Source organism: Kribbella sp. NBC_00709 (genome assembly GCF_036226565.1).
In the GTDB taxonomy this organism is placed as follows: Bacteria; Actinomycetota; Actinomycetes; order Propionibacteriales; family Kribbellaceae; genus Kribbella.
Map to the genome: position 1 here is coordinate 5,916,798 of NZ_CP108996.1, position 20,793 is coordinate 5,937,590.

The 20,793-nt window shown below is 69.2% G+C and carries 19 protein-coding genes; 9 read left to right on the forward strand and 10 right to left on the reverse strand.

Annotated elements, in window-relative coordinates; genetic code table 11:
* Positions 1 to 71 precede the first annotated feature (71 nt).
* The 4 genes from panB to OHA18_RS29125 all read right to left on the reverse strand — a co-directional run bounded on the left by panB (position 72) and on the right by OHA18_RS29125 (position 5,274).
* Positions 72 to 2,384 (reverse strand): 3-methyl-2-oxobutanoate hydroxymethyltransferase, encoded by a 2,313-nt coding sequence (gene panB, locus OHA18_RS29110; protein ID WP_328998505.1) that lies wholly within the window; start codon positions 2,382 to 2,384, stop codon positions 72 to 74.
* 164 nt (positions 2,385 to 2,548) lie between these two features.
* Positions 2,549 to 4,321, reverse strand: coding sequence for an NAD+ synthase (locus tag OHA18_RS29115; RefSeq protein WP_328998506.1), 1,773 nt, complete (start codon positions 4,319 to 4,321; stop codon positions 2,549 to 2,551).
* A gap of 153 nt (positions 4,322 to 4,474) precedes the next feature.
* A complete protein-coding gene (locus OHA18_RS29120; protein WP_328998507.1) occupies positions 4,475 to 4,636 on the reverse strand; it encodes an AAA family ATPase in 162 nt (53 codons plus the stop codon).
* Complete coding sequence (locus OHA18_RS29125; RefSeq protein WP_328998508.1) at positions 4,633 to 5,274, reverse strand: GNAT family N-acetyltransferase; 642 nt, start codon at positions 5,272 to 5,274, stop codon at positions 4,633 to 4,635. The genes OHA18_RS29120 and OHA18_RS29125 overlap by 4 nt, the downstream gene beginning before the upstream one ends.
* A gap of 86 nt (positions 5,275 to 5,360) precedes the next feature.
* On the opposite strand from OHA18_RS29125, the gene OHA18_RS29130 reads away from it, so the two are divergent.
* The gene (locus OHA18_RS29130) at positions 5,361 to 6,560 is read left to right on the forward strand and encodes a DUF418 domain-containing protein (RefSeq protein ID WP_328998509.1); all 1,200 of its coding nucleotides are present in this window, start codon (positions 5,361 to 5,363) and stop codon (positions 6,558 to 6,560) included.
* Here OHA18_RS29130 and OHA18_RS29135 read toward each other — a convergent pair.
* A complete protein-coding gene (locus OHA18_RS29135) occupies positions 6,506 to 7,192 on the reverse strand; it encodes a peptidoglycan recognition protein family protein (RefSeq protein WP_328998510.1) in 687 nt (228 codons plus the stop codon). The genes OHA18_RS29130 and OHA18_RS29135 overlap by 55 nt on opposite strands.
* 56 nt (positions 7,193 to 7,248) lie before the next feature.
* On the opposite strand from OHA18_RS29135, the gene OHA18_RS29140 reads away from it, so the two are divergent.
* Together OHA18_RS29140 and OHA18_RS29145 are read left to right on the forward strand one after the other, a co-directional pair.
* Entirely contained in the window at positions 7,249 to 7,734 is a 486-nt protein-coding gene (locus tag OHA18_RS29140) for a hypothetical protein (RefSeq protein ID WP_328998511.1), read from the forward strand.
* Complete coding sequence (locus OHA18_RS29145; RefSeq protein WP_328998512.1) at positions 7,731 to 8,636, forward strand: HTTM domain-containing protein; 906 nt, start codon at positions 7,731 to 7,733, stop codon at positions 8,634 to 8,636. Before OHA18_RS29140 ends, OHA18_RS29145 begins: the two co-directional genes overlap by 4 nt.
* On the opposite strand, the gene OHA18_RS29150 is transcribed toward OHA18_RS29145, so the two are convergent.
* Positions 8,565 to 8,969: a hypothetical protein gene (locus tag OHA18_RS29150; protein ID WP_328998513.1), complete on the reverse strand. Its 405-nt coding sequence runs from the start codon at positions 8,967 to 8,969 to the stop codon at positions 8,565 to 8,567. The genes OHA18_RS29145 and OHA18_RS29150 overlap by 72 nt on opposite strands.
* A gap of 112 nt (positions 8,970 to 9,081) precedes the next feature.
* Here OHA18_RS29150 and glnA point away from each other — a divergent pair, with 112 nt between their 5' ends.
* Positions 9,082 to 10,422, forward strand: coding sequence for a type I glutamate--ammonia ligase (glnA, locus tag OHA18_RS29155; RefSeq protein ID WP_328998514.1), 1,341 nt, complete (start codon positions 9,082 to 9,084; stop codon positions 10,420 to 10,422).
* A gap of 106 nt (positions 10,423 to 10,528) precedes the next feature.
* Here glnA and OHA18_RS29160 read toward each other — a convergent pair whose 3' ends face one another.
* The 3 genes from OHA18_RS29160 to OHA18_RS29170 are packed head-to-tail and all read right to left on the reverse strand — an operon-like array spanning position 10,529 to position 12,001.
* A complete protein-coding gene (locus tag OHA18_RS29160; protein ID WP_328998515.1) occupies positions 10,529 to 10,816 on the reverse strand; it encodes a YiaA/YiaB family inner membrane protein in 288 nt (95 codons plus the stop codon).
* Positions 10,817 to 10,864: 48 nt separating this feature from the next.
* Positions 10,865 to 11,449, reverse strand: a complete 585-nt coding sequence (locus OHA18_RS29165; RefSeq protein ID WP_328998516.1) for a peptidylprolyl isomerase — start codon at positions 11,447 to 11,449, stop codon at positions 10,865 to 10,867.
* A gap of 45 nt (positions 11,450 to 11,494) precedes the next feature.
* Positions 11,495 to 12,001 carry a hypothetical protein gene (locus tag OHA18_RS29170; protein WP_328998517.1) on the reverse strand — a complete coding sequence of 169 codons (507 nt, stop codon included), beginning with the start codon at positions 11,999 to 12,001 and terminating at the stop codon, positions 11,495 to 11,497.
* Positions 12,002 to 12,160: 159 nt separating this feature from the next.
* Between OHA18_RS29170 and OHA18_RS29175 the strand changes: the two genes are divergently transcribed.
* Complete coding sequence (locus OHA18_RS29175; RefSeq protein ID WP_328998518.1) at positions 12,161 to 15,160, forward strand: bifunctional [glutamine synthetase] adenylyltransferase/[glutamine synthetase]-adenylyl-L-tyrosine phosphorylase; 3,000 nt, start codon at positions 12,161 to 12,163, stop codon at positions 15,158 to 15,160.
* Positions 15,161 to 15,236: 76 nt separating this feature from the next.
* Entirely contained in the window at positions 15,237 to 15,881 is a 645-nt protein-coding gene (trmB, locus tag OHA18_RS29180) for a tRNA (guanosine(46)-N7)-methyltransferase TrmB (protein ID WP_328998519.1), read from the forward strand.
* On the opposite strand, the gene OHA18_RS29185 is transcribed toward trmB, so the two are convergent.
* Positions 15,865 to 18,447 carry a family 78 glycoside hydrolase catalytic domain gene (locus OHA18_RS29185; RefSeq protein ID WP_328998520.1) on the reverse strand — a complete coding sequence of 861 codons (2,583 nt, stop codon included), beginning with the start codon at positions 18,445 to 18,447 and terminating at the stop codon, positions 15,865 to 15,867. The genes trmB and OHA18_RS29185 overlap by 17 nt on opposite strands.
* A gap of 154 nt (positions 18,448 to 18,601) precedes the next feature.
* Here OHA18_RS29185 and OHA18_RS43415 point away from each other — a divergent pair, with 154 nt between their 5' ends.
* The 3 genes from OHA18_RS43415 to OHA18_RS29195 are packed head-to-tail and all read left to right on the forward strand — an operon-like array spanning position 18,602 to position 20,770.
* Entirely contained in the window at positions 18,602 to 18,688 is an 87-nt protein-coding gene (locus tag OHA18_RS43415) for a putative leader peptide (protein ID WP_371407990.1), read from the forward strand.
* A 55-nt stretch (positions 18,689 to 18,743) separates the two neighbouring features.
* Positions 18,744 to 19,658, forward strand: a complete 915-nt coding sequence (locus OHA18_RS29190) for a sulfite exporter TauE/SafE family protein (RefSeq protein WP_328998521.1) — start codon at positions 18,744 to 18,746, stop codon at positions 19,656 to 19,658.
* A 32-nt stretch (positions 19,659 to 19,690) separates the two neighbouring features.
* A complete protein-coding gene (locus OHA18_RS29195) occupies positions 19,691 to 20,770 on the forward strand; it encodes an ABC transporter substrate-binding protein (protein ID WP_328998522.1) in 1,080 nt (359 codons plus the stop codon).
* The last annotated feature ends 23 nt before the right edge of the window (positions 20,771 to 20,793 follow it).

Here is a 20,793-nt window from a genome sequence, read left to right on the forward strand (position 1 = left end):
ACCCGCGAAACCTGGGGAACAAGAGTTCGCCGGGGTATCCGGAGAGCTACCCGGACACCACGAGGAGTGGCCTAGAAGGTGTGTTCGTCTCCTGGGAAGGCGCCGGAGGCGACCTCGGCTGCGTAGGTTGCGGCTGCGGTCGTGAGGATGCCCCGAAGGTCGGCGTACTGCTTGACGAAGCGGGGCATGGTGCCGGCGCGGAGCCCGGCCATGTCCTGCCAGACGAGCACCTGCGCGTCGGTGTCCCGGCCGGCGCCGATGCCGATGGTCGGGATCGGGACGCGTTTGGTGATCTCGGCGGCGACATCGCCGGGAACCATCTCCAGGACGACCGAGAACGCACCGGCCTCGGCCAGCGCGACGGCGTCGTCGATCAGACCGGCGGCCTGATCGCCGCGACCCTGGACGCGGTACCCGCCGATGCTGTGCTCGCTCTGCGGCGTGAAGCCGATATGCGCCATCACCGGGATGCCGGACTGCGTCAGCTTCTCGACCATCGGCACCATGTTCCGGCCGCCCTCGAGCTTGACCGCGTGCACACCGGCTTCCTTCATGAACCGTACGGCGGTGTGGAACGCCTGCTCCGGCGACGCCTGGTACGAACCGAACGGCAGGTCGGCGACGACGAGCGCCCGCTCGACCGCACCGGCGACCGCACGTGCCAACGGGATCAGTTCGTCGACGGTGACCCGCAGGGTCGTGTCGTACCCGAAGACGTTGTTCGCGGCGGAGTCGCCGACGAGCAGTACCGGAATGCCTGCCTGGTCGAAGATCTCGGCGGTGTACTGGTCGTACGCCGTCAGCATCGCCCACTTCTCGCCGCGGTTCTTGAAGTCGCGCAGATGGTGGACGCGGTACCGCCGCGGGCGCTTGGCCGGGTCGCTCGAGCCGCCTTGAGGCGGTTGGTCGCCGCTCGTCGCGGACGGACCGTCGGGCCCGGCCGCGGTGCTCGCGGACACCTGCGCGCGACGCGCCGCACGATGCGACGAGACCGGCTCGGCCTCGATCTGACTCGGCGCATCCTGCTGGACGTTCGCCCGTCGACGCGCTCCGGCCGGACGCTGCCCGTCCGGCTCTTCACTGACCGGCGCGTTGCTCTCGTACTCCGCGCTCGGGTCCGACAGATACCCGTTGTCCCGCGCCTGGTCCTGCGGATACCCCTCGATCATCTCCGGCATGTACGCCGTGATCGTCTGTGTGTCCATGGGCGTCGCAGGCGCAGGCGCAGGTGCCGGGCGCGGAGCCTGCTCCTGCCTCGCAGCGTCCTCGCGCCTCGGCGCCTGACTCTGCCGCGGAGTTTCGTCTCGTCGAGCGGCCTGCTCCGGCCGAGCGGCCTGCTCCGGCCGAGCGGCCTGCTCCGGCCGAGCGGCCTGCTCCGGCCGAGCGGCCTGCTCCGGTCGAGCCGCCTGCTCCGGCCGCGGTGCGGGCTCCTGCTCGTGTCGCGAGGCCTGCTCCCTGTCCTGACGCGCCAGCTGCTCTTGCAACGCGGCGAGCTCTCGCCGAGCCCTCTGCTCGTGTGGCGACTGCTCCTGCCGTGCCGCCGGCTCCGGACGTGGTGACTGCTCTTGGCGTGGCTCCTGTAGTTGTGCAGCTTCCGGTGCGCGCGCCGGCTCCTGGGGCTGGGCAGGTGGCGCCTGCCGCGGTTGCTGCTGCGGCCCGAGGCCGTTGCTCAACCCATTGCTCGGGGTGACGCCATTGCTGATCCCGTTACTGTGCCCGTTGCTCAATCCGTTGCTCTGGGCCGGTGAGTGCGGCTGCGGTGTGGGGGAGGGCTGCGGTGCCTGTCCACTCCAGTTGGCACTGCCGTTCGACGCGTGCGGCGGCCGCTGACTCACTCCGTTGCTCGACTGCGGCAGAGCCGGCGGACGCGGTGCCTGCCCACCGGGCTGACCCGGTGCACCGGGCTGCGGTGCTCGGCCGTTGCTCCCCGGACCGAACGGACTAGGCCGCCCTTGCTGCGGCGGCTGCGGTGCTTGCGGGGTCTGCTGCGCCGGCGGCTGCTGCGGCCGGAACGGACTCTGCTCCTGGTACCCGGGCCGCTCGTACGACTCCTCGCGCGCATCGCCGTAGTACTCCGGCCGTTGCGGCGGCTGCTGCGGCGGTTGCTGCCGCGGCTGGTGCTGTGACGGCGGCGGAGCGGTCGGCAGGTACGGCGGCTTCGGCACGTACGGCTGCTGCGGCACCGGGCCGCGCTCGTACGTCCGTGGTGCGTTCGGCAAGGACGGCGACGGGTCGAGACCTGAGCCACGGTCCCGCCAGGTGTCGTTGTCGTAGTCCGAGCGGCGCTGCTCCTCGGTTGTCCGATTCTTCGGTCCGGTCCCGTACGGCGACGGCAACTCCTCGTCGTCGTCTGAGGTACCGGCCGACAGGAAGTTGTCAACCATGCTTCCATCGTCCCACCGTTGCGGAGGGTGAGCGCCACCGGCTGACGGTGAGCGATCGCTCACATCGTCCGGGTAGGTGTCACGGGGCAGGCCGGAGCGATCGTGCAGGTCGTCGGACGAGCCCCACGGGTTGTCTGCTGATGGGCGGTACCGCCAGGAGTCGCTCAGTGCTCGGCTGCCTTTCGTGCGTCCTCACGCCATGCATTCGTGATCGGCAACCGGCGGTCCCGGCCGAAGGCCTTGTGCGTGATCTTCGGGCCCGGTGGGTACTGCCGGCGCTTGTACTCCGCGCGGTCGACGAGCTGGATCACCTTCGTGACCAGTTCGGTGTCGAACCCGGCAGCGACGAGTTCCGCACTGCCACGGTCCTGTTCGACGTAGTCGTCCAGCATGTCGTCGAGCAGATCGTACGGCGGCAGCGAGTCGGTGTCCTGCTGCCCCGGGCGAAGCTCGGCCGACGGGGGTTTGACGATCGAGTTCTCCGGGATCGGGGGCTGCTGCCCCTTCTCCTTGGCGTCCGCGTTCCGCCACTTCGCGAGCCGCCAGACCAGCGTCTTCGGGACGTCCTTCAACGGTGCGTACCCGCCGACCGCGTCGCCGTAGATGGTGGAGTAGCCGACGGACAGCTCGGACTTGTTGCCGCAGGCAAGCACCAGGTGGCCGTCGGCATTCGACAGGCCCATCCAGATCACCGCGCGGACGCGGGCCTGCAGGTTCTCCTCGGCCAGTCCGGTCAGGCCGAGCGTGTCGAGGAACGGCTGCACCATCGGCTGGATCGGCACCACCCGGTAGTTCAGGCCGGTCCGTGCGGCGAGCTCGGCGGCGTCGTCCTTGGAGTGGTCGCTGGAGTAGACGCTCGGGTTGGAGATCCCGAAGACGTGCTCGGCGCCGATCGCGTCGCAGGCGATCGCGGCGACCAGCGACGAGTCGATGCCGCCGGACAGCCCGAGCAGGACCGACTTGAAGCCGTTCTTCAGCACGTAGTCGCGCAGGCCGGTCACGATCGCGCCGTACATCTCGGCCTCGTCGGACAGGTGCGGCGCGACCACCGGCTCCATCGCGTCGTACGGCGGCACCGGGTCTTCCTGCAGCACGGTATGGACGATCTCGATGCCTTCGTGGGTGCCTTCCGGCGTACCCGAGGCGGCCGGGAGGTCCAGGTCGACGATCATGCTGCCCTGCTCGAACTGCGGCGCGCGGGCGAACACCTTGCCGTCGGCATCGGCCACCAGCGAGTCGCCGTCGAAGACGAGCTCGTCCTGACCGCCGACCAGGTTGACGTACGCGAGCGCGCAGCCGGCCTCGCGGGCGCGGCGGCGTACCAGGTCGCCGCGGGTGTCGTCCTTGTTCGCCTCGTACGGCGAGCTGTTGATGACGAGCAGGAGGCCCGCACCGGCTTCGTGGGTGGCGGCGACCGGGCCGCCGTCCTGCCAGAGGTCCTCGCAGATCACCAGCGCGACGTCGATGCCGTGGATCCGGATCACCTGGAGCGTGTTGCCGGGGACGAAGTGCCGGAACTCGTCGAAGACGCCGTAGTTCGGCAGATGGTGCTTCACCGCGCTGGTGACGACCCGGCCTTGGTGGATCACCGCGGCGGAGTTGGTGGGGGAGCCCTTCGGGCGGCCGAGGCGGTCGACGCCCATCGCCGTACCGCTCGCTCGGTCGAGGTACCCGCAGACCACGACGACGTCGCCGAGCCCTTCGTCGGCGAGCCGCTGGGCGAGGTCGTTGATCCCGCTCTGCGACGCGTCCACGAACGACGCGCGGAGCGCCAGATCCTCCACCGGGTACCCGGTCAGCCCGAGCTCCGGAAAGGCCACCACGTGCGCGCCTAACTCGACCGCGTTCCGGGTCCACGCGACGATCCTGTCCGCGTTGCCGGCGATATCACCCACGGTCACGTTGAGCTGAGCAAGAGCCACTCGGAGTTGAGGCACGGGAGCACATTACTGGGTCCGGCCCATCATCCCCACCGCCCTCTCCAACCTCTTACGTACGCCGAATGTACGTACCGACCCGAAGAAGGTTCCCGGTCAACGATTCCATCGCGTCCAGGGTCAGCCGCTCGCGGTCCAACTGCGGATACTCACTCAGCATCCGCTCGACGTGATCCCACCCCACTTCGTGCCACCCGGGTATCCCACGCCGGCGCCCTTCCAGCCGGCGCCGGCGCCGGTTTCGGTGGCGAGTGCCTCGGCCAGCGTGGACTTGCCGGTGCCCGGCAGCCCGGTGAACGCGATGATCTGTTTCACGTCGGAGTTCCTGCCGTCCGGGCGACGAGGAGGGGAGTGACTGTGGTCCAGCCTAGGGACTCGTAGAGGGCGCGGCCGGTGGGGGAGGCGGATAGGTGGGCGGTGGTGGTTGGGTGGGAGCGGGCGGCGTGGGCAAGGGCGGTCATGACGGCTCGGGCCAGGCCGCGGCGGCGATGGGCCGGCTCGGTGGTGATCAGGTCGGCGACTGCGCCGGTGTGGAGTACGGCCATCCGGCCGCTGGCGGCGACCTCGCCGTACCCGCAGATCTGTACGTCGATCACGGAAGGCGTCGCGGACACCTCGAGGATGTACGGCGGCGGCACCGGGTACGACGCCTGGTCGGCCAGGCTGATCGTCATCAGCCACTCCGTGCGGACCGGCTCGAGCGGTTTGAGGCCGGCGGCGAGGCGATCCGGGTCGTCGGTGGCGATCGCCAGCCAGGACGTGCCGGGCGGATGGCAGTCGGTCAGCGCGAGATGGGCGGCCGCGGTCGCGTTCTCCTCGCTGGCGACGTACTGGACCCGCCGCTCCGGTTCGTCGACGCGGACGACGGTGACGTCGTCGACCTGCTGGTAATCGGTCCAACCGCGCGACGCGGACCACCCGCGTTGCCAGCGCGTCAAGGCTTCGTCGTGCATCGTTCTATGGAACAGCGACCAAGGTTCACGCCCGGAGGGACTTTGGATGGATGTGACCCCGGTCCTGCGCCGATTGACTGGATGCCATGAGCACCCAAGCAGGTCCGACCGGACTGACCGAGCGGGCGCTGGGACCGGATCTCGCGCGCGGGTTCATGCTGCTGTTCATCGCCCTCGCGAACTCGCACTACTTCGTCTCCAGCGACCGCGTCTTCGGCGGTTTCCCGACCGGCGGCCCGGCGGTCGATCGCGTGGTCGGCCTGCTGATGTCGACCTTCGTCGACGGCCGCGCCTTCCCGATGTTCGGCGTGCTGTTCGGGTACGGCGTCGCACAGATCGTCCGGCGTCAACGCGAAGCGGGCCAGGACTGGTGGCCGATCCGCAAGCTGCTCTGGCGGCGCAGCCTCGTCCTGGTCGTCCTCGGTTTCCTGCACGCGATGCTGCTCTACATCGGCGACATCCTCGCGGCGTACGGCGTGCTCCTGTTCCTCGGCGTGTGGGCCCTGCGCTGGAAGGACCGCTGGCTGTTCATCGTCGCCGCGTTCGTCCTGGTCCTGACCGCGCTGCCGAGCAACGACTCGCTCGCGACCTCCTCCGACGCGGCCGATCCGGCGATGCTCCCGCCGGCCTTCCTCGGCCAGTTCGCCGATCGGATCGTCGTCCAGCCGTTCATCGCGGGTCTCGGCTGGATCGGCTTCGTGACGCCGTTCCTGATCGGCCTGTGGGCCGGCCGCCGCCGCGTCCTCGAACGCCCGGAGCAGCACCTCACCCTGCTCCGTACGACGGCACTCCTGGGCCTCACGACCGCGATCGCCGGCGCGCTCCCGGTCTCGCTGGTGGTCGGCGGCGTACTCCCCGAACCGGGCGACCATGCGCTGTCCATCCTCGGACCGTTGCACGACGCAAGCGGTGTCCTCGGCGGTTTCGGGTACGCCGCGCTGATCGTCCTGATCGCGCGCAGGCTCAGCAAGGACGACGGCGGTCGCCAGGGCCCGGTCTGCCTGGCGATCGCCGCCGTCGGACAACGCTCCCTGACGTGCTACCTCTCCCAGTCAGTGGTGTGGGCTGTCGTGTTCACGCCGTACCTGCTCGATCTCTCGCACACGCTCACCATTACGACGACAGCCCTGCTCGCCGTCGCGACCTGGCTGGCGACCGTACTGCTCGCCGACCGGATGCGGCGCGCCAACTACCGCGGCCCGTTCGAGCTGCTGATCCGCAAGATCACGTATCAGCCGAGGAGAACCGCGGCGACCCTGTCGCGCAGCTCCGGCAAGCGCGCGTAGAACACATCACCCGGACACTGCGTCGTGTTGTAGTCCCGGTGCCCGACGATCGCGACATGCGGATCGAGACCGTACTTCGTGCACAACCACGCACACGTCAGCACGGACATGTCGAACAGCGCGACCGTCACGTTCTCGGTGACGTAGATGCCTTCGTGCTCGATGCCGATCGTGTGACTGTTCTCGTTCGCGGTCTGGGCGCCGAGGACGTTCTGGCCGTTGTTGATCGCCGACAACGACTTGCTGCGGCCCTCCATCAGGAACCCGCCGCGGCTGATCGTGAGCTGGTTGCCCATGTCGATCCAGCCGTTGGTGTCCATGTGCAGGTCCTGGATCCAGTGCTGGACCGAGTACGCGGCCGCGAGCGAGTAGTCGGTGACGTTCGGGCTCGCGGTGTGGTGGATGACGATGTGGTCGGGCTTGCCGATCACCTGGGTCGCCGACTTGGGCGGGCGCGCCGACCACTCGGTGCGCGTGTAGCAGCGCGGCGCGGGGGCGGCGAGCGCTGCTGTGGGCGAGGCTGCGGCGAGGGCGCCGCCGAGCAGTACGCCGCCGGCGGTCGCGCCGAGCAGGGTACGCCGGGACAGCAGTGCCGACCTCTGGGCATGTTGGATATTTTCTGGGGCGGTCATGCTTTAGAAAATTCCCTACCGTCAAGGGGTCCAAACCGGAATGATCTAATGACGTCGTGACACTGAGTCAGGAGGGGCGGCAGGACCAGCACGAGGTCGTGCGACTGGGGCCCCGCGGCAAGGTCCTGCGGGTCGTCGTCGCGGTCGTCGGCATCGGTCTGCTGATCAACGGATCGGTGCGCGCATCCGACGACGCCTGGCCGTTCGGGCCGATGTCGCAGTACGCGATGTCCGTGCCGGACGACGCAAAGATCGACTACACCCGGGTCAGCGCGGTCACGGACGCCGGTACGACGGTCGACGTACCGCTGAACATCGAGGGCGCCGGAGTGGCACGTGCCGAGATCGAGGCGCGGACCGGGGAGATCGTGGCGAACCCGTCGCTGCTGCAGCAGGTCGCGGACGGTTGGGCGCGCAAGCACCCGGACAAGCCGCAGTACGTGAAGCTCGAACTGATCCGCGACACCACCCAGCTGGTCAAGGGCCGGGTCGAAGGACCGCCGACGTCCCAGGTCCTGGCGACGTGGGAGGTGCGCAAGTGAGGGCCGTCAACTGGTTCACACCGGCGATCGCTTTGGCGCGGATCGCGTGGCTGCGGACGGTCCTGTACCTGTTCGTCATCCTCGACATGCACGCGTTCGTCCGCGACACCCGCGACAAGGGCGAGCACCCCGGGCTCTACCAACCACTCCTGCTCGCGCGCCTGCTCGACCTGCCGAAGCCGTCAGTCGCGAACACGACCGCCCTGTACTTCGTGCTGATCGCGGCCTGCCTGGTCGGAGCGTCGAACTACTTCCCGCGGGTTGCGGGCTGGATCGTGGCGCCGGCGTTCACGTGGTGGGTGCTGATCGGGATGAGCGACGGCAAGGTCGACCACGACCACCTCGCGCTGGTGATCGCGCTGTGGGTGCTGCCGACCGTCGGCGGTGCGCGGCGGGGGCGGGCGTCGTACGGCGATCAGACCCGGTCGGAGGCGGCCGGGTGGGCGATCCGGTGCATCCAGATCTGCGTGATTGCGACGTACTTCCTGTCCTCGATCGCGAAACTGCGCAGTGCTGGATGGGTGCTGACCTGGCCCGGGAGTGCAGTGTTGACGTGGGCGATCGTGCGGCGGCCGCACCCGGTCGGCGAGTGGTTGCTCCACCACCCATGGATGCTGCATGTGATGCAGTGGGTCGGGATCATCGGGGAGTTCTGTTCGCCGGTGATCCTGTGGCTCAAGGGGCGGTGGCAGTTGCTCGGGGCCCTGTTCTTCCTCGGGTTCCACGCGGCGAACACGGCGATCCTGCTGATCCACTTCCTGCCGACAGTGGTCTGCTGGCTGGCGTTCGCGCCGCTCGAGCGGATCGTGCCGTGGTACAAGGCTCGACGGTCAGACGACGCCGGAGAGACCGAACACCAGCCCGAACAGGGCCGGGAGGCCCAGCAGCAGGCCGGCACGTAGCCGGAACCGGCGTCCACCCGGGCCCGGAGTACGCACGATCCGGGACAGCACGGCCCCGGCGTACCCGAAGACCAGAGCGGCGAGCAGGATCTGCTTGGTCGGCAGGTTGTCCGCGTCGTGGTGGGTCAGACCGAGTGTCACCAGCCCGGGGCAGCAGAACGCGCACATGCCGAACCCGAGCTCCGGGATCGGCAGCCAGCGGCGGCCGAGGACGTCCCGTTCGGCCGGTCGTTTCCGGCGCAGCGACTGCGCGAAGCGCGCCGTACCCAGGATCAGGTCGCTGAGGCAGAGGATCGCGGCGACCAGGAGCGCCGCATGAAAGATCGTCTGCACGGGAACACGCTAGGCCCCTGAGCATGCCTGTGTCCGCCTGGGCACGTAACGTCTGCTTAACAGAGGCGGGGCACACTGTGAGAAGTTCCGGAATTGGGCGAGAGGTGGACTGATGGACAAGCAGCAGGAGTTCGTGCTGCGCGCGCTGGAGGAGCGCGACGTACGCTTCGTGCGGCTCTGGTTCACCGACGTGCTCGGGTTCCTGAAGTCGGTCGCCGTGGCGCCGGCGGAGCTGGAGAGCGCGTTCGCCGAGGGGCTCGGGTTCGACGGGTCGGCAATCGAGGGGTTCGCCCGGGTGACCGAGGCCGACATGCTGGCCAAGCCGGACCCGTCGACGTTCCAGATCCTGCCCTGGCGCGGCGAGACGATGGGCACCGCCCGGATGTTCTGCGACATCAACATGCCGGACGGCTCCGCGTCGTTCGCCGACCCGCGGCATGTCCTGAAGCGGACGCTCTCGAAGGCGGCCGACCTCGGGTTCACGTTCTACACGCACCCGGAGATCGAGTTCTACCTGTTCAAGTCGCTCACCGGCGCGCCCGGTACGACGCCGGAGCCGGTCGACTCGTCCGGGTACTTCGACCACACGCCCCAGGGCATCGGCAACGACTTCCGCCGCGAGGCGATCACGATGCTGGAGTCGATGGGCATCTCCGTCGAGTTCAGCCACCATGAGGGCGGCCCCGGCCAGCAGGAGATCGACCTGCGGTACGCCGACGCGCTGTCGACCGCGGACAACATCATGACGTTCCGTGTCGTGGTGAAGGAGGTCGCGCTTTCGCAGGGCATCTACGCGTCGTTCATGCCGAAGCCGCTGTCGGACCACCCCGGCTCCGGGATGCACACGCACATGTCGCTGTTCGAGGGGGACCGGAACGCGTTCTTCGAAGGCGGCGCGCAGTACCAGCTGTCGAAGACCGGACGCGCGTTCATCGCCGGGCTGCTGCACCACGCCGGCGAGATCACCGCGGTCACGAACCAGTGGGTGAACTCGTACAAGCGTCTCGCGGTCGGGGACGAAGCGCCGTCGTTCATCTCCTGGGGTCACAACAACCGCTCCGCGCTGGTCCGCGTGCCGATGTACAAACCGCACAAGGGGCAGTCGTCGCGGGTCGAGTTCCGGTCGCTGGACTCGGCGGCTAACCCGTACCTGGCCTTCGCGTTGATGCTTGCTGCTGGTCTGAAGGGAATCGAGGAGGGCTACGAGCTGCCCGCTGAGGTCGAGGACGACATCTGGTCGTTGACCTCTCGCGAGCGCAAGGCCCTCGGCATCAAGCCTCTGCCGGGCAGCCTGGCTGAGGCGATCAGCGCGATGGAAGACAGCGAACTGGTCGCCGAAACCCTCGGCGAACACGTCTTCGACTTCTTCCTCCGCAACAAACGCGCCGAATGGCAGGACTACCGCCGCCAGGTAACCCCCTTCGAACTCAACAAACTCCTGCCTGTCCTGTAGCCGACGCGGTTGCCCGCTTATCGCGCGGTGAATGCGCTGGCTGGTTGTCCTTCGGGCAGGTGACTGGGGTGACGGGGAATCCGTGGCATCGGTGACCCCAGACCGCTCAGTTGTCGACTCTGAAGGGGTCGTGTTCGGTGAGGAGTTTGTCGAGGCGGGCCTGGTCTACCCGGTTGGTTACGTCGGAGAGTTCTTGGCGGTCGCGAACGACCTTGCACAGGACGACGGTTGACGTGACGACGTACAGGAGGCCGAGGGCGAGGAACGCTCGGACCCAGGGCTGGGCCGGTAGGTAGGCCAGGGCGAGGATCATCGCCGAGACCGAGATCCCGAACGACGCGACGGCTTGGGCGTAGAACGCTGCGGTCTGTTGCGGCTGAATCTTCTTTGTCATGCCGGAATCGTGGGCCCTCCAGGCCCACCTTCACATGAGCAGAACCACTCAGCCGATGAGGACTTCGAGGATTCTGGCCGGCTGGTCGGGGTCGGCGGTCAGGCGGTCCAGGACTGCCAGGCCGGCGGTGAGTTTGCCGATGGTGGTCGATGTCCGGGGGAGGGTGGCGTCGAGCGGGAGGATGACGAAGGCGCTGGTGTTGCCGACGCCGGGGGTGTCGCTGAGGGCAACGGTTCCGCGGGGGTAGGTTTCGTGGCCGGTGAGTTCGGGGGAGAAGTGGTAGCCAGGCCGGCCCACGCCGCACTCGAGGATCGCCCGGGTGTGGCGTGGGCACGGGGTCTGGTTGTAGAACCGCTTCAGCGCCAGGTACGTGAAGCTGTGGACCGCGCAAGGAGCAGCGCTGCGGTCCAGGGTGAGGACGAGGTCGCCGCGGTTGGTGCGGACGGTGACCTTGACCAGGCCGAGGGTGGGCGCGAGCGAGTACGGCGGCCGGCCGCTCTCACCCGGCGTCCGCACGTACGCGCAGTTCTTGAACAACGTCTGCGCGGCCTGGGCGCGAGCTGCCCAGCCCTCGACGACCAGCGCGACGGCGGCGACCAGCAGGACAGCGACAACCCGTTTCCAGTGACGCATGATTCCGAAGGTAACACTGGGTATGCGGATTGCAACAGAGTGTGTTCAGACTCCGGCGGTCTGGGGTGGTGCGTCGTCGGAGGCGTGCTTCGAGGTCCACCGCGACGCCGCCGTCGAGTGCCGGTACGGTGGCTCAGTCGCGGGCGCGGGGTCATCGACGGCCGGTTCACGCGCCGCCTCGTACACCGGCGCCGCCGTCAGGATCGGCGTACCGTCCGGAGCCAGCACATGCACCTCTTCGACGGTGAGCAGCCCCACCGGGCGGACGCCTTCGGTGATCACCACGATGCAGCCGGGGATCACCTGTTGAGCCCGATTCCCCTTGGCGGGAACGAGAATCCCCTCAGCCGGCGTACGCCAGGCGCTGGGCGCGAACCGGCGTAGCGCGATCCCGGCCTGACCGTCGTCCGGTGTGCGCGGAGGCAGGTACGCCGTCGCGGTGTAGTCGTAGTCGTAGTCCGGCGCCGGCGGACCGGACACTCGCCCGCCCTGCTGAGGTGTCAGCCAGAGCACCGTCCCGCGCACGGCGAGCGACCCCGTCATCATGACCATGAAGAGCCATCATGCCGATTACTGAGCGAATCCGCTACACGACACCGTGTATTCTCCGCGATCTGTCCGCGATCCAGCTGAGACTTTGTGAACACACCCACCATTGTGCGCCCGGAAGCGGTTGATCGGCGCTCGCAGCGGGTTGGGTAGCCTCTGGGGGTGGCTGAGGGTCGGAGAGGGTCGTGGGAGGGACGCCTGGTTCGGCTCGGGTTCGAGGACCCGCACCGGGCGGCGGGGTTGCTGGAAGACCTGGACGCGCTCGACTCGCACAGCCCGATGGCCACCGAGCAGCTGATCACCACGCTGTCGGAGTCGGCCGACCCTGACCTCGCGCTCTACGGGCTCTGCGGGATGGCGGAGGCGCTGCACCGGCACGGGTACGACGTGGCCGCGTTCGCGCGCACGCTCGAGGTGGACGACGGCTTCCGGCGCCGGCTCGTGTACGTGCTCGGTGCGAGCGAGGCGCTCGGCCGGCATCTGTCCGTGCATCCGCGGCACTGGTACGACCTCGCCGACCCGACGCTGGCCGGCGCCCGCCCGTCGGTGGAGGACGTCGCCGCCAAGCTGGCCACCGCGGTCGACGCGGACAACCCGGTCGACGCGCTGCGGGTCGAGTACCGTCGCCTGCTGCTGCGGCTGGCCGCGCGTGATCTCGCCGAGGGCCTGCTCGTCGACGAGGTCGCCGCCGTACTCGCGGATCTCGCCGGCGGCGCACTCGACACCGCACTGCACATCGCCCGCAACGAGTACTTCGCCGCGCACCCCGGCGCGGCCGACTGCCGCCTCGCGATCATTGCCATGGGCAAGTGTGGTGGCCGGGAGCTCAACTATGTCAGCGATGTCGACGTCCTGTTCGTCGCGGAGCCGCTCGAAGGCGAGCCCGAACTGCCCGCACTGAAGACCGCGACCCAGCTTGCCGCCGCCACGATGCGGATCTGCTCGGCGCACACCGGCGAGGGCACGCTCTGGCCGGTCGACGCCGCGCTCCGCCCGGAGGGCAAGTCCGGCCCGCTCGTCCGTACCCTCGACAGCCACCTCGCGTACTACCAGCGCTGGGCCAAGACGTGGGAGTTCCAGGCGTTGCTCAAGGCCCGTCCGGTGGCGGGCGACGCGGAGCTCGGACGGGAGTACTCCGAGAAGGTCGGGCTGCTCGCATGGTCGGCGGCCGACCGCGAAGGGTTCGTCGACGACGTGCAGGCGATGCGGCGGCGCGTCATCGACCACATCCCGGCCGCGGATGTCGATCGCCAACTGAAGCTCGGTCCCGGTGGGCTGCGGGATGTCGAGTTCGCCGTACAGCTCCTGCAGCTCGTCCACGGCCGTAGCGACGAGTCGGTCCGCAGCGGTACGACGCTGGTCGCGCTCGAGTGCCTGACCACCAGCGGGTACGTCGGGCGTACCGATGGCGCCGTACTCGCGGACGCGTACCGCTTCCTGCGGTCGATGGAGCACCGCATCCAGCTGTATCGGTTGCGCCGTACCCATCAGGTCCCCGACGACGAGGCGGACCTGCGCCGGCTCGGGCGGTCGCTCGGCTTCACGAAGAATCCGGTCGCCGATCTCACCGCGGCGTGGAAGAAGCACGCGCTTGAGGTACGGCGCCTGCACGAGAAGCTGTTCTACCGGCCGCTGCTCGCGGCGGTCGCGCGCATCCCCGGCGACGAGGTGCGGCTGACGCCGGAGGCGGCGAAGCAGCGGCTGACGGCGCTCGGGTACGCCGATCCCGCGTCGGCGCTGCGGCACATCGAGGCATTGTCCGAGGGGGTTTCACGGCGCTCGTCGATCCAGAGGGCGTTGCTGCCCGCGATGCTCGGGTGGTTCGCCGAGTCGCCGGACCCGGACGCCGGATTGCTCGCGTTCCGCACGATCTCCGACGCCCTGGGCTCGACACCGTGGTACTTGCGCCAGTTGCGCGACGAAGGCGCATCCGCGGAACGCCTCGCGCACCTGCTGGCCAGCGGCCGGTACGCCGTCGACCTGCTGCAACGCGCGCCGGAGGCGACCGCGATGTTCGCCGACGAGCGGGAACTGACGCCACGAACCCAGGAGTCACTGCTCGCCGAGATGTCGGCCGCTGCCCGTCGGCAGGATGCGCCGGAGGCCGCGGTCGCAGCGATCCGCGCGGTACGGCGACGTGAACTGTTCCGGATCGCGGCCGCCGACCTGTCGGGATTGCTCGACGTGGAGGCGGTAGGTCAGGCGCTGACCATCATCGCGGTCGGGACGCTGACGACCGCGCTGAAGGTCGCGCGGCGAGCGGTCGCCCAGCGTCTGCTTCCTGAGGGCGAGCCGGAGCCGACGCGGATGTCCATCGTCGCGATGGGCCGGTTCGGCGGGCACGAGCTCAGCTACGGCAGCGACGCCGACGTGATGTTCGTGCACGACCCGATGCCGGGCGCGGACGAGAAGACGGCGACGGACTTCGCGACCCAGGCGGCGACCGAGCTCCGCCGCCTGCTGGCGTTGCCGGGGACCGATCCGGCGCTCGTGATCGACGCGGACCTGCGGCCGGAGGGTCGGCAAGGGCCGTTGGTGCGGACGTTGGCGTCGTACGCGTCGTACTACGCCAGATGGTCTGCGGTGTGGGAAGCGCAGGCCTTGCTGCGGGCCGACCCGCTGTGTGGCGACGCCGACCTGTGTCAGTCGTTCCGTGACCTGATCGATCCACTGCGCTACCCGGAGAACGGGATCAGCGAGCGGGACGTGATGGAGATCCGGCGGATCAAGGCGCGTGTCGACGCGGAGCGGCTTCCGCGCGGCGCTGACCCGGCCACGCACACCAAGTTGGGTCGGGGAGGCCTCGCAGACATCGAGTGGACCGTCCAGCTGCTGCAGCTCCGCGAGGCGCATCGTGTCCCGACTCTGCGAACGACGCGCACCCTCGGGGCGCTGTACGCCGGTGTGGACGCCAACCTGGTCGACGCGACCGAGGCGGACACGCTGCGCGCGGCGTGGGAGATGGCGACCCGCATCCGCAACGCGATCATGCTCGTCCGCGCCCGCCCCGGCGACTCGTTGCCACGCGATCCCCGCGACCTCGCCGCCGTGGCCCAGATCTGCGGCTACCCGCCGGGCGAGTCCAGCCGCTTCTCCGACGACTACCTCCGCACGACCCGCCGGGCCCACAACACCGTTGCCCATCTGTTCTGGGACGACTAATAGACTCGTGGTGGTGGAAGCAGTGGAACAAGTCAGGCAAGTGGGTGTCTTCAGCACCGTCCGGCGGAGTGTCCGGATGACGGCTGGGCAGAAGCGGGTCTGGGAGACGCAGTGGTCCGAGCTCGGCCGGACGCAGGAGGAACTGCCGCCCGGTGAGCTGGATCTCGCCAAGTGGTTCGGCCGGGAAGCGCCTACCGTGCTGGAGATCGGCTCCGGGATGGGCGAGGCGACCGCGCAGCTCGCCGTTGCCGCGCCGGAAGTCAACCACCTCGCCGCCGAGGTGTACCCGGCCGGTCTGGGCCAGCTGATGCTCTGGGTCGAGAAGTACGACCTCGAGAACGTCCGCCTGCTGCAGGGCGACGCGCTCGACTTCCTCCGCGATCACGTTGCGCCCGGCACGCTCGCCGGCGTACGCATCTACTTCCCGGACCCGTGGCCGAAGAAGCGGCACCACAAGCGTCGCCTGGTCAGCCCGCCGTTCGTCGCGCTGGTTGCCTCCCGCCTGCAGCCGGGCGGGACGTTGCACCTGGCAACGGACTGGGCGGACTACGCCGACCGCATGCTCGAGGTCTGCGAAGCCGAGCCGTCGCTGCGCAACCGGTACGACGGCTGGGCCCCGCGGCCGGAGTGGCGCCCGGTCACCAAGTTCGAGTCCCGCGCGCAGGCCGAGGGCCGCGAGGTCCGCGACCTCATCTACACCAAAGTCAGGCCGAGCGACTAGTGAAGTGCCACTGCCCGGCCGGCACCGTGTAGATCGTGTACCCATCGGCGTACGTCGCCTCGCCCGCGAACGACTGCGGTACGGCGGCAACGTCCGAGGTGGCCGCGGACGGTACGTGCACAGCCGCCGTCGTACCGATCGGCACCTGGACCTCCAACGACAGCACCCGCGCGGTCCTCTTCCAGGACACCGCGACCCGCCCGCGGATGGTCTCGGTCCGGATGCTCGCCGAATCCACCTCGCTGCGCGCATCGGGCCGGACCACGATCCGCTCGCAACCCGCATCGACCACGCGCAGCCCGGCGACGTTCTCGAAGATCCACTGCACGACCGTGCCCTGGAAGTAGTGGTTGCGCGACCGTGAGTCGTCCTCCCACTTCTCCCACATGGTGTCGGCGCCGAGGTCGAACCAGTAACCCCAGCTCGGATAGCTGCGTTGCAGCGCGACCTTCGTTGCCACGTCGCCGTACCCGTGCGCGGTCAGCACCGGCAGCAGTACGCCGACGCCCAGGCAGCCCGTGTTGAGGTGGAAGCCACGCGCCTCGACGTCCGCGGCCAGCCCGGCCGCCACCTGCGCGACCATGTCGTCCGGCACGATCCCGAACGCCAGCGGCACGGCGTTCGACGTCTGCCGGTAGTCCGGATCCTCAGCGGATCGATACCGCCCCGCCGAGCGGTCCAGGAAGGTCCGGTTCAACCCGTCCGCGAGCTCGGCCGCCGCCTTCCGATAATCGTTGGGCTGCCCAATCACCTCACCGATCTCGGCTGCGACCACGACCGCGCGGTACAGGTACGCCGTACCTGTCAGCCGCCGGTCCTCCGGTGCCGGACCGTTGCCGAATCCGGGCGGCAGCCAGTCGCCAAGCACGCTCACCGACAGTCCGTCCTCGACCCGGTCGAGTTCCCAGGCCAGGTACCGGGTGAGCGACTCCCAGTGCTCCCGCAGCAGCCGCTCGTCGCCGTACCAGCGGTACATCTCGCGCAGCAGGAACGGGTACACCGTCGGCCACTCGGTCGCGGGGGAGAGGTCGGTGAAACCCCAGCCGCTCGACGGCACGATCACCGGCAGCTGCCCGGTGTCCGCTTGGCTGTCCCGGATGTCACCGAGCCACTTCGTGAAGAACCGAGCCAGGTCGAGCGTTGCCAGCATCGTCGGCGCGCCCACCTGCGCGTCGCCGGTCCAGCCGTTCTTCTCGAAGTACGGCGTGTCCGTCGGGATCCCGTGCAGGTTGCTCAGGATCGTCCGTCGCATCGCGTGCTCGAACTGCTCGTACGGCGGCTGCGACGAGGTGAACCGGGTCACGCCGGGCACGTCGGAGTTCACCACCCGCATCTGCACGTCCGCCGGCGCGCCCTCGATCTGCACGTACCGGAAACCCTTGTACGAGAATCGCGGCTCCCACGTCTCCGTACCATTGCCGGCCGCAACGTACTCGTCGCGCTGGATCCGGTCGCCGTCGACGTGCACGTTCCACGCCTCCACGTTGCCGTCGGCAACGGTCTCGCCGTGGGTCAGGCTGATCGTCGTCCCGGCCGGCGCCGTCACGGACAGCTTCGTCCAGCCCGCGCCGGTCCGCCCGAAGTCCGCGATCCACACGCCCGGCCGGACCTCGGTCACCTCGACCGGATCGACGGTCTCGGTCACCCGGATGGGCTCGTGCGCCTGGGCGGTCAGCTTCCCCTTCGGCGCCTCGACGACCGCGGCCGCCGACCAGGACGAGTCGTCGTACCCGGCCGTGTCCCACCCGGGCAGCGCGCGCCGGGCGTCGTACGTCTCGCCCGTGTAGAGCGAGTCGGAGAGCGTCGGTCCGCCGGTGATGCGCCACGTCTCGTCCGTGACGACCTCGTCCACGCGTCCGTCGTCGTACTCGACGACCAGCCGGGCGAGCAACCGCGGGTCGGCGGTCCACGGCGCGTCGTGCCAGCGCCAGACGTTCACCGAGGTCAGGCCGAAGAACCCGCGCCCGAGCTCAGCGCCGACCACGTTGTCGCCCGACTGCAGGAGCTCGGTGACGTCGTGCGTCGTATAGAGCACGGTGCGGTCGTAGGCCGTGAAGCCAGGATCGAGCACGGCGTCACTCACCGATCGACCGTTGAGCCGGAGATCGGCGTACCCGAGGCCGCTCGCATACAGCCGTGCTCGCCGTACGGTGCCGTCGATCGCAAACCCACGACGCAGCAGGGGAGCGCTGTCGGTCGCGCCGCCGATCCAGTGCGCCGCCCCGAAGCCTTCGTCGAGGAGACCGGTCTCGAACCATTCCGGTGCAGCCCACTTACCGACCTGGTCGTCCCACAGCCTGACAGTCCAGTGGTACCGCGTCCGCGCCGCCGCCGGTCCGTCGTACTCGACGCCGAACGTCCGCGCGGAGTCGACCTTGCCCGAGTCCCAGACGTCCGCGCTCTCCGGTGTCAGCAGCTCCGGCGCGGAGGCCACGAGGATCTGGTACGCCGTCTGCGCCGCGCCGTACCCGGGCGCGGTGGCGACCCAGCTGAACCGCGGCCGGTTCACGTCGACGCCCAGCGGTCGGACGGCGTACTCGGTCTTCAATGAGCGGGGAGTCAGCACGCACAGGACCGTAGGCAGCACCGAAGCCCGGCTTCAACCATCTGACCAGAACCGGCCGATGATCGTTTGTGATCGTTTGTCTCGGTTAGTGATTCGTCGTCCCAGATGCTGAAACCTGAGCATCTTGCTCGACTTTGTCCGCTTTCATGGAGACATGCAGGTCATCTCGAACGCTCCCGGCGACGCGCTCACGCGGCGCCGGCACGTCGATCTGCTGCGCGTGAACTCCTCGGGTTGTTGACCTTCGGCGTACCACTCCGCCCGTCAGCCCGTCACCGACCCGTGGGAGTAGTTCCGTGCGTCGTCTCATCCTGATCGCCTTGCTGGGCTCGATCGCCCAGCTCGTCGACGGCACGCTCGGCATGGCGTACGGCGTCACCGCCAGTACGGCCCTGCTGATCACCGGGATCTCCCCGGCCGTCGCGTCCGCCTCGGTGCACCTGTCCGAAGTCGGCACCACGCTGGCCTCCGGCCTGTCGCACTGGCGCTTCGGCAACGTCGACTGGCGCGTGGTCGCGCTGATCGGCGCTCCCGGCGCGGTCGGTGCGTTCGCCGGAGCGACGTTCCTGTCCAGTCTGTCGACCGAGTCGGCGTCGCTGTGGGTCGCCGGTCTGCTGCTCCTGCTCGGTGTCTACATCCTGGTCCGGTTCGGCACCGGGAAGGTCCGGGCCGTGATCGAGGGCCGTCCGGCCGGGAAGTTCCTCGGTCCGCTCGGTCTGGTGGCCGGCTTCATCGACGCCACCGGCGGTGGCGGCTGGGGACCGGTCGCGAACTCCGCGCTGCTGTCCAGTGGCAAGCTGGCGCCGCGGCGAGCGGTCGGTTCGGTGAACGCGGCCGAGTTCCTGGTCTCGGTCGCCGCCAGCATCGGCTTCCTGTTCGGGCTCGGTCGCGACAACCTGCCGTACGGCATCGTCGCCGCACTACTGATCGGCGGCGTCGTCGCGGCCCCACTGGCCGCGTGGCTGGTGTCCCGGTTGGCGACCCGCTGGCTCGGTGTCGCGGTCGGCCTGGTGTTGATCCTGACCAACGCCCGCACCCTGCTGAACGGCCTCGACGTCTCCACCGGCCCGCGGTACGCCGTCTACGCCGCCCTCGTGGCCGGCTGGGCTGCTCTGGTCCTCTACGGCATCCGGATGGCCGCCCGCCGGCCGGTCCCCGGAGCCGACGCCGAAGCGGTCGTCGACGAGCGCGAGCTCGAACCCGTCTCCTGAGCTCCATCTTCCTTCAAGACAAAGGTCTTCTCGTGAGCATCTCCGCCATCCGTCCGTTCCGCCTGCTCGCTGCAACCCTTGCCCTGACCGCCACCGTCGCCGCTGCCGCGGGCTGCTCGCGCGCCGGCGGCACTGACGACACGCCCGCCGCATCGAGCGACAAGGGTCCGGCCACCGAGCTGCGGCTCGGCTACTTCCCGAACGTCACCCATGCCGCCGCGCTGGTCGGCGTCGGCAAGGGCCTGTTCGCCAAGGAGCTGGGCAGCACCAAGCTGGTGCCGACCAAGTTCAACGCCGGCCCCGAGGAGGTCGGAGCGCTGCTCGGCGGCTCGCTGGACGCCGGCTTCATCGGCTCCGGTCCCGCCATCAACGCCTTCGCGAAGTCGAACGGCGAAGCGGTCCGCCTGATCGCCGGCGCGACCTCCGGCGGCGCGCAGCTCGTGGTGAAGCCGACGATCACCAAGCCGGAGGACCTGGTCGGCAAGACCGTGGTCACTCCGCAGCTCGGCAACACCCAGGACGTGTCGCTGAAGAAGTGGCTCGCCCAGAAGAACCTGACCGGCAAGGTCAAGGTGACCAACCTGGAGAACGCGCAGACGCTGGACGCGTTCAAGAAGGGCGACGTGGACGCGGCCTGGCTGCCCGAGCCGTGGTCGTCGCGGCTGGTCCTGGACGCGGGCGCGAAGGTGCTGCTCGACGAGGCGTCGTTGTGGCCGGACGGGAAGTTCCCGACCACCGTGCTGATCGTGCGGACCCAGTTCCTGCAGGAGCACCCGGCGACGGTCAAGGCGTTGCTGTCCGGCCTCGTCTCCGCGATCGACTACAGCGCCGCGAACCCGGCCGACGCGAAGACCGTGGTGAACGACCAGTTGAAGGAAGCGACCGGTAAGGCCCTGAAGCCGGCCGTGATCGACCGGGCCTTCAAGAACATCCAGATCACCGCGGACCCGATCGCGAGCACGTTCCCGCAGCTGGCCAAGGACCAGGTCACGGCCGGGATCGCCAAGCAGGCGCCGGCGGTGGCCGGATTCGCGGACCTGGGGCCGCTGAACGACGTACTCGGCAAGGCGGGCAAGCCGACGGTCGACGCCGCCGGCCTGGACTCCAAGTAAGCCTGCGACGTAGGACAGGGAGG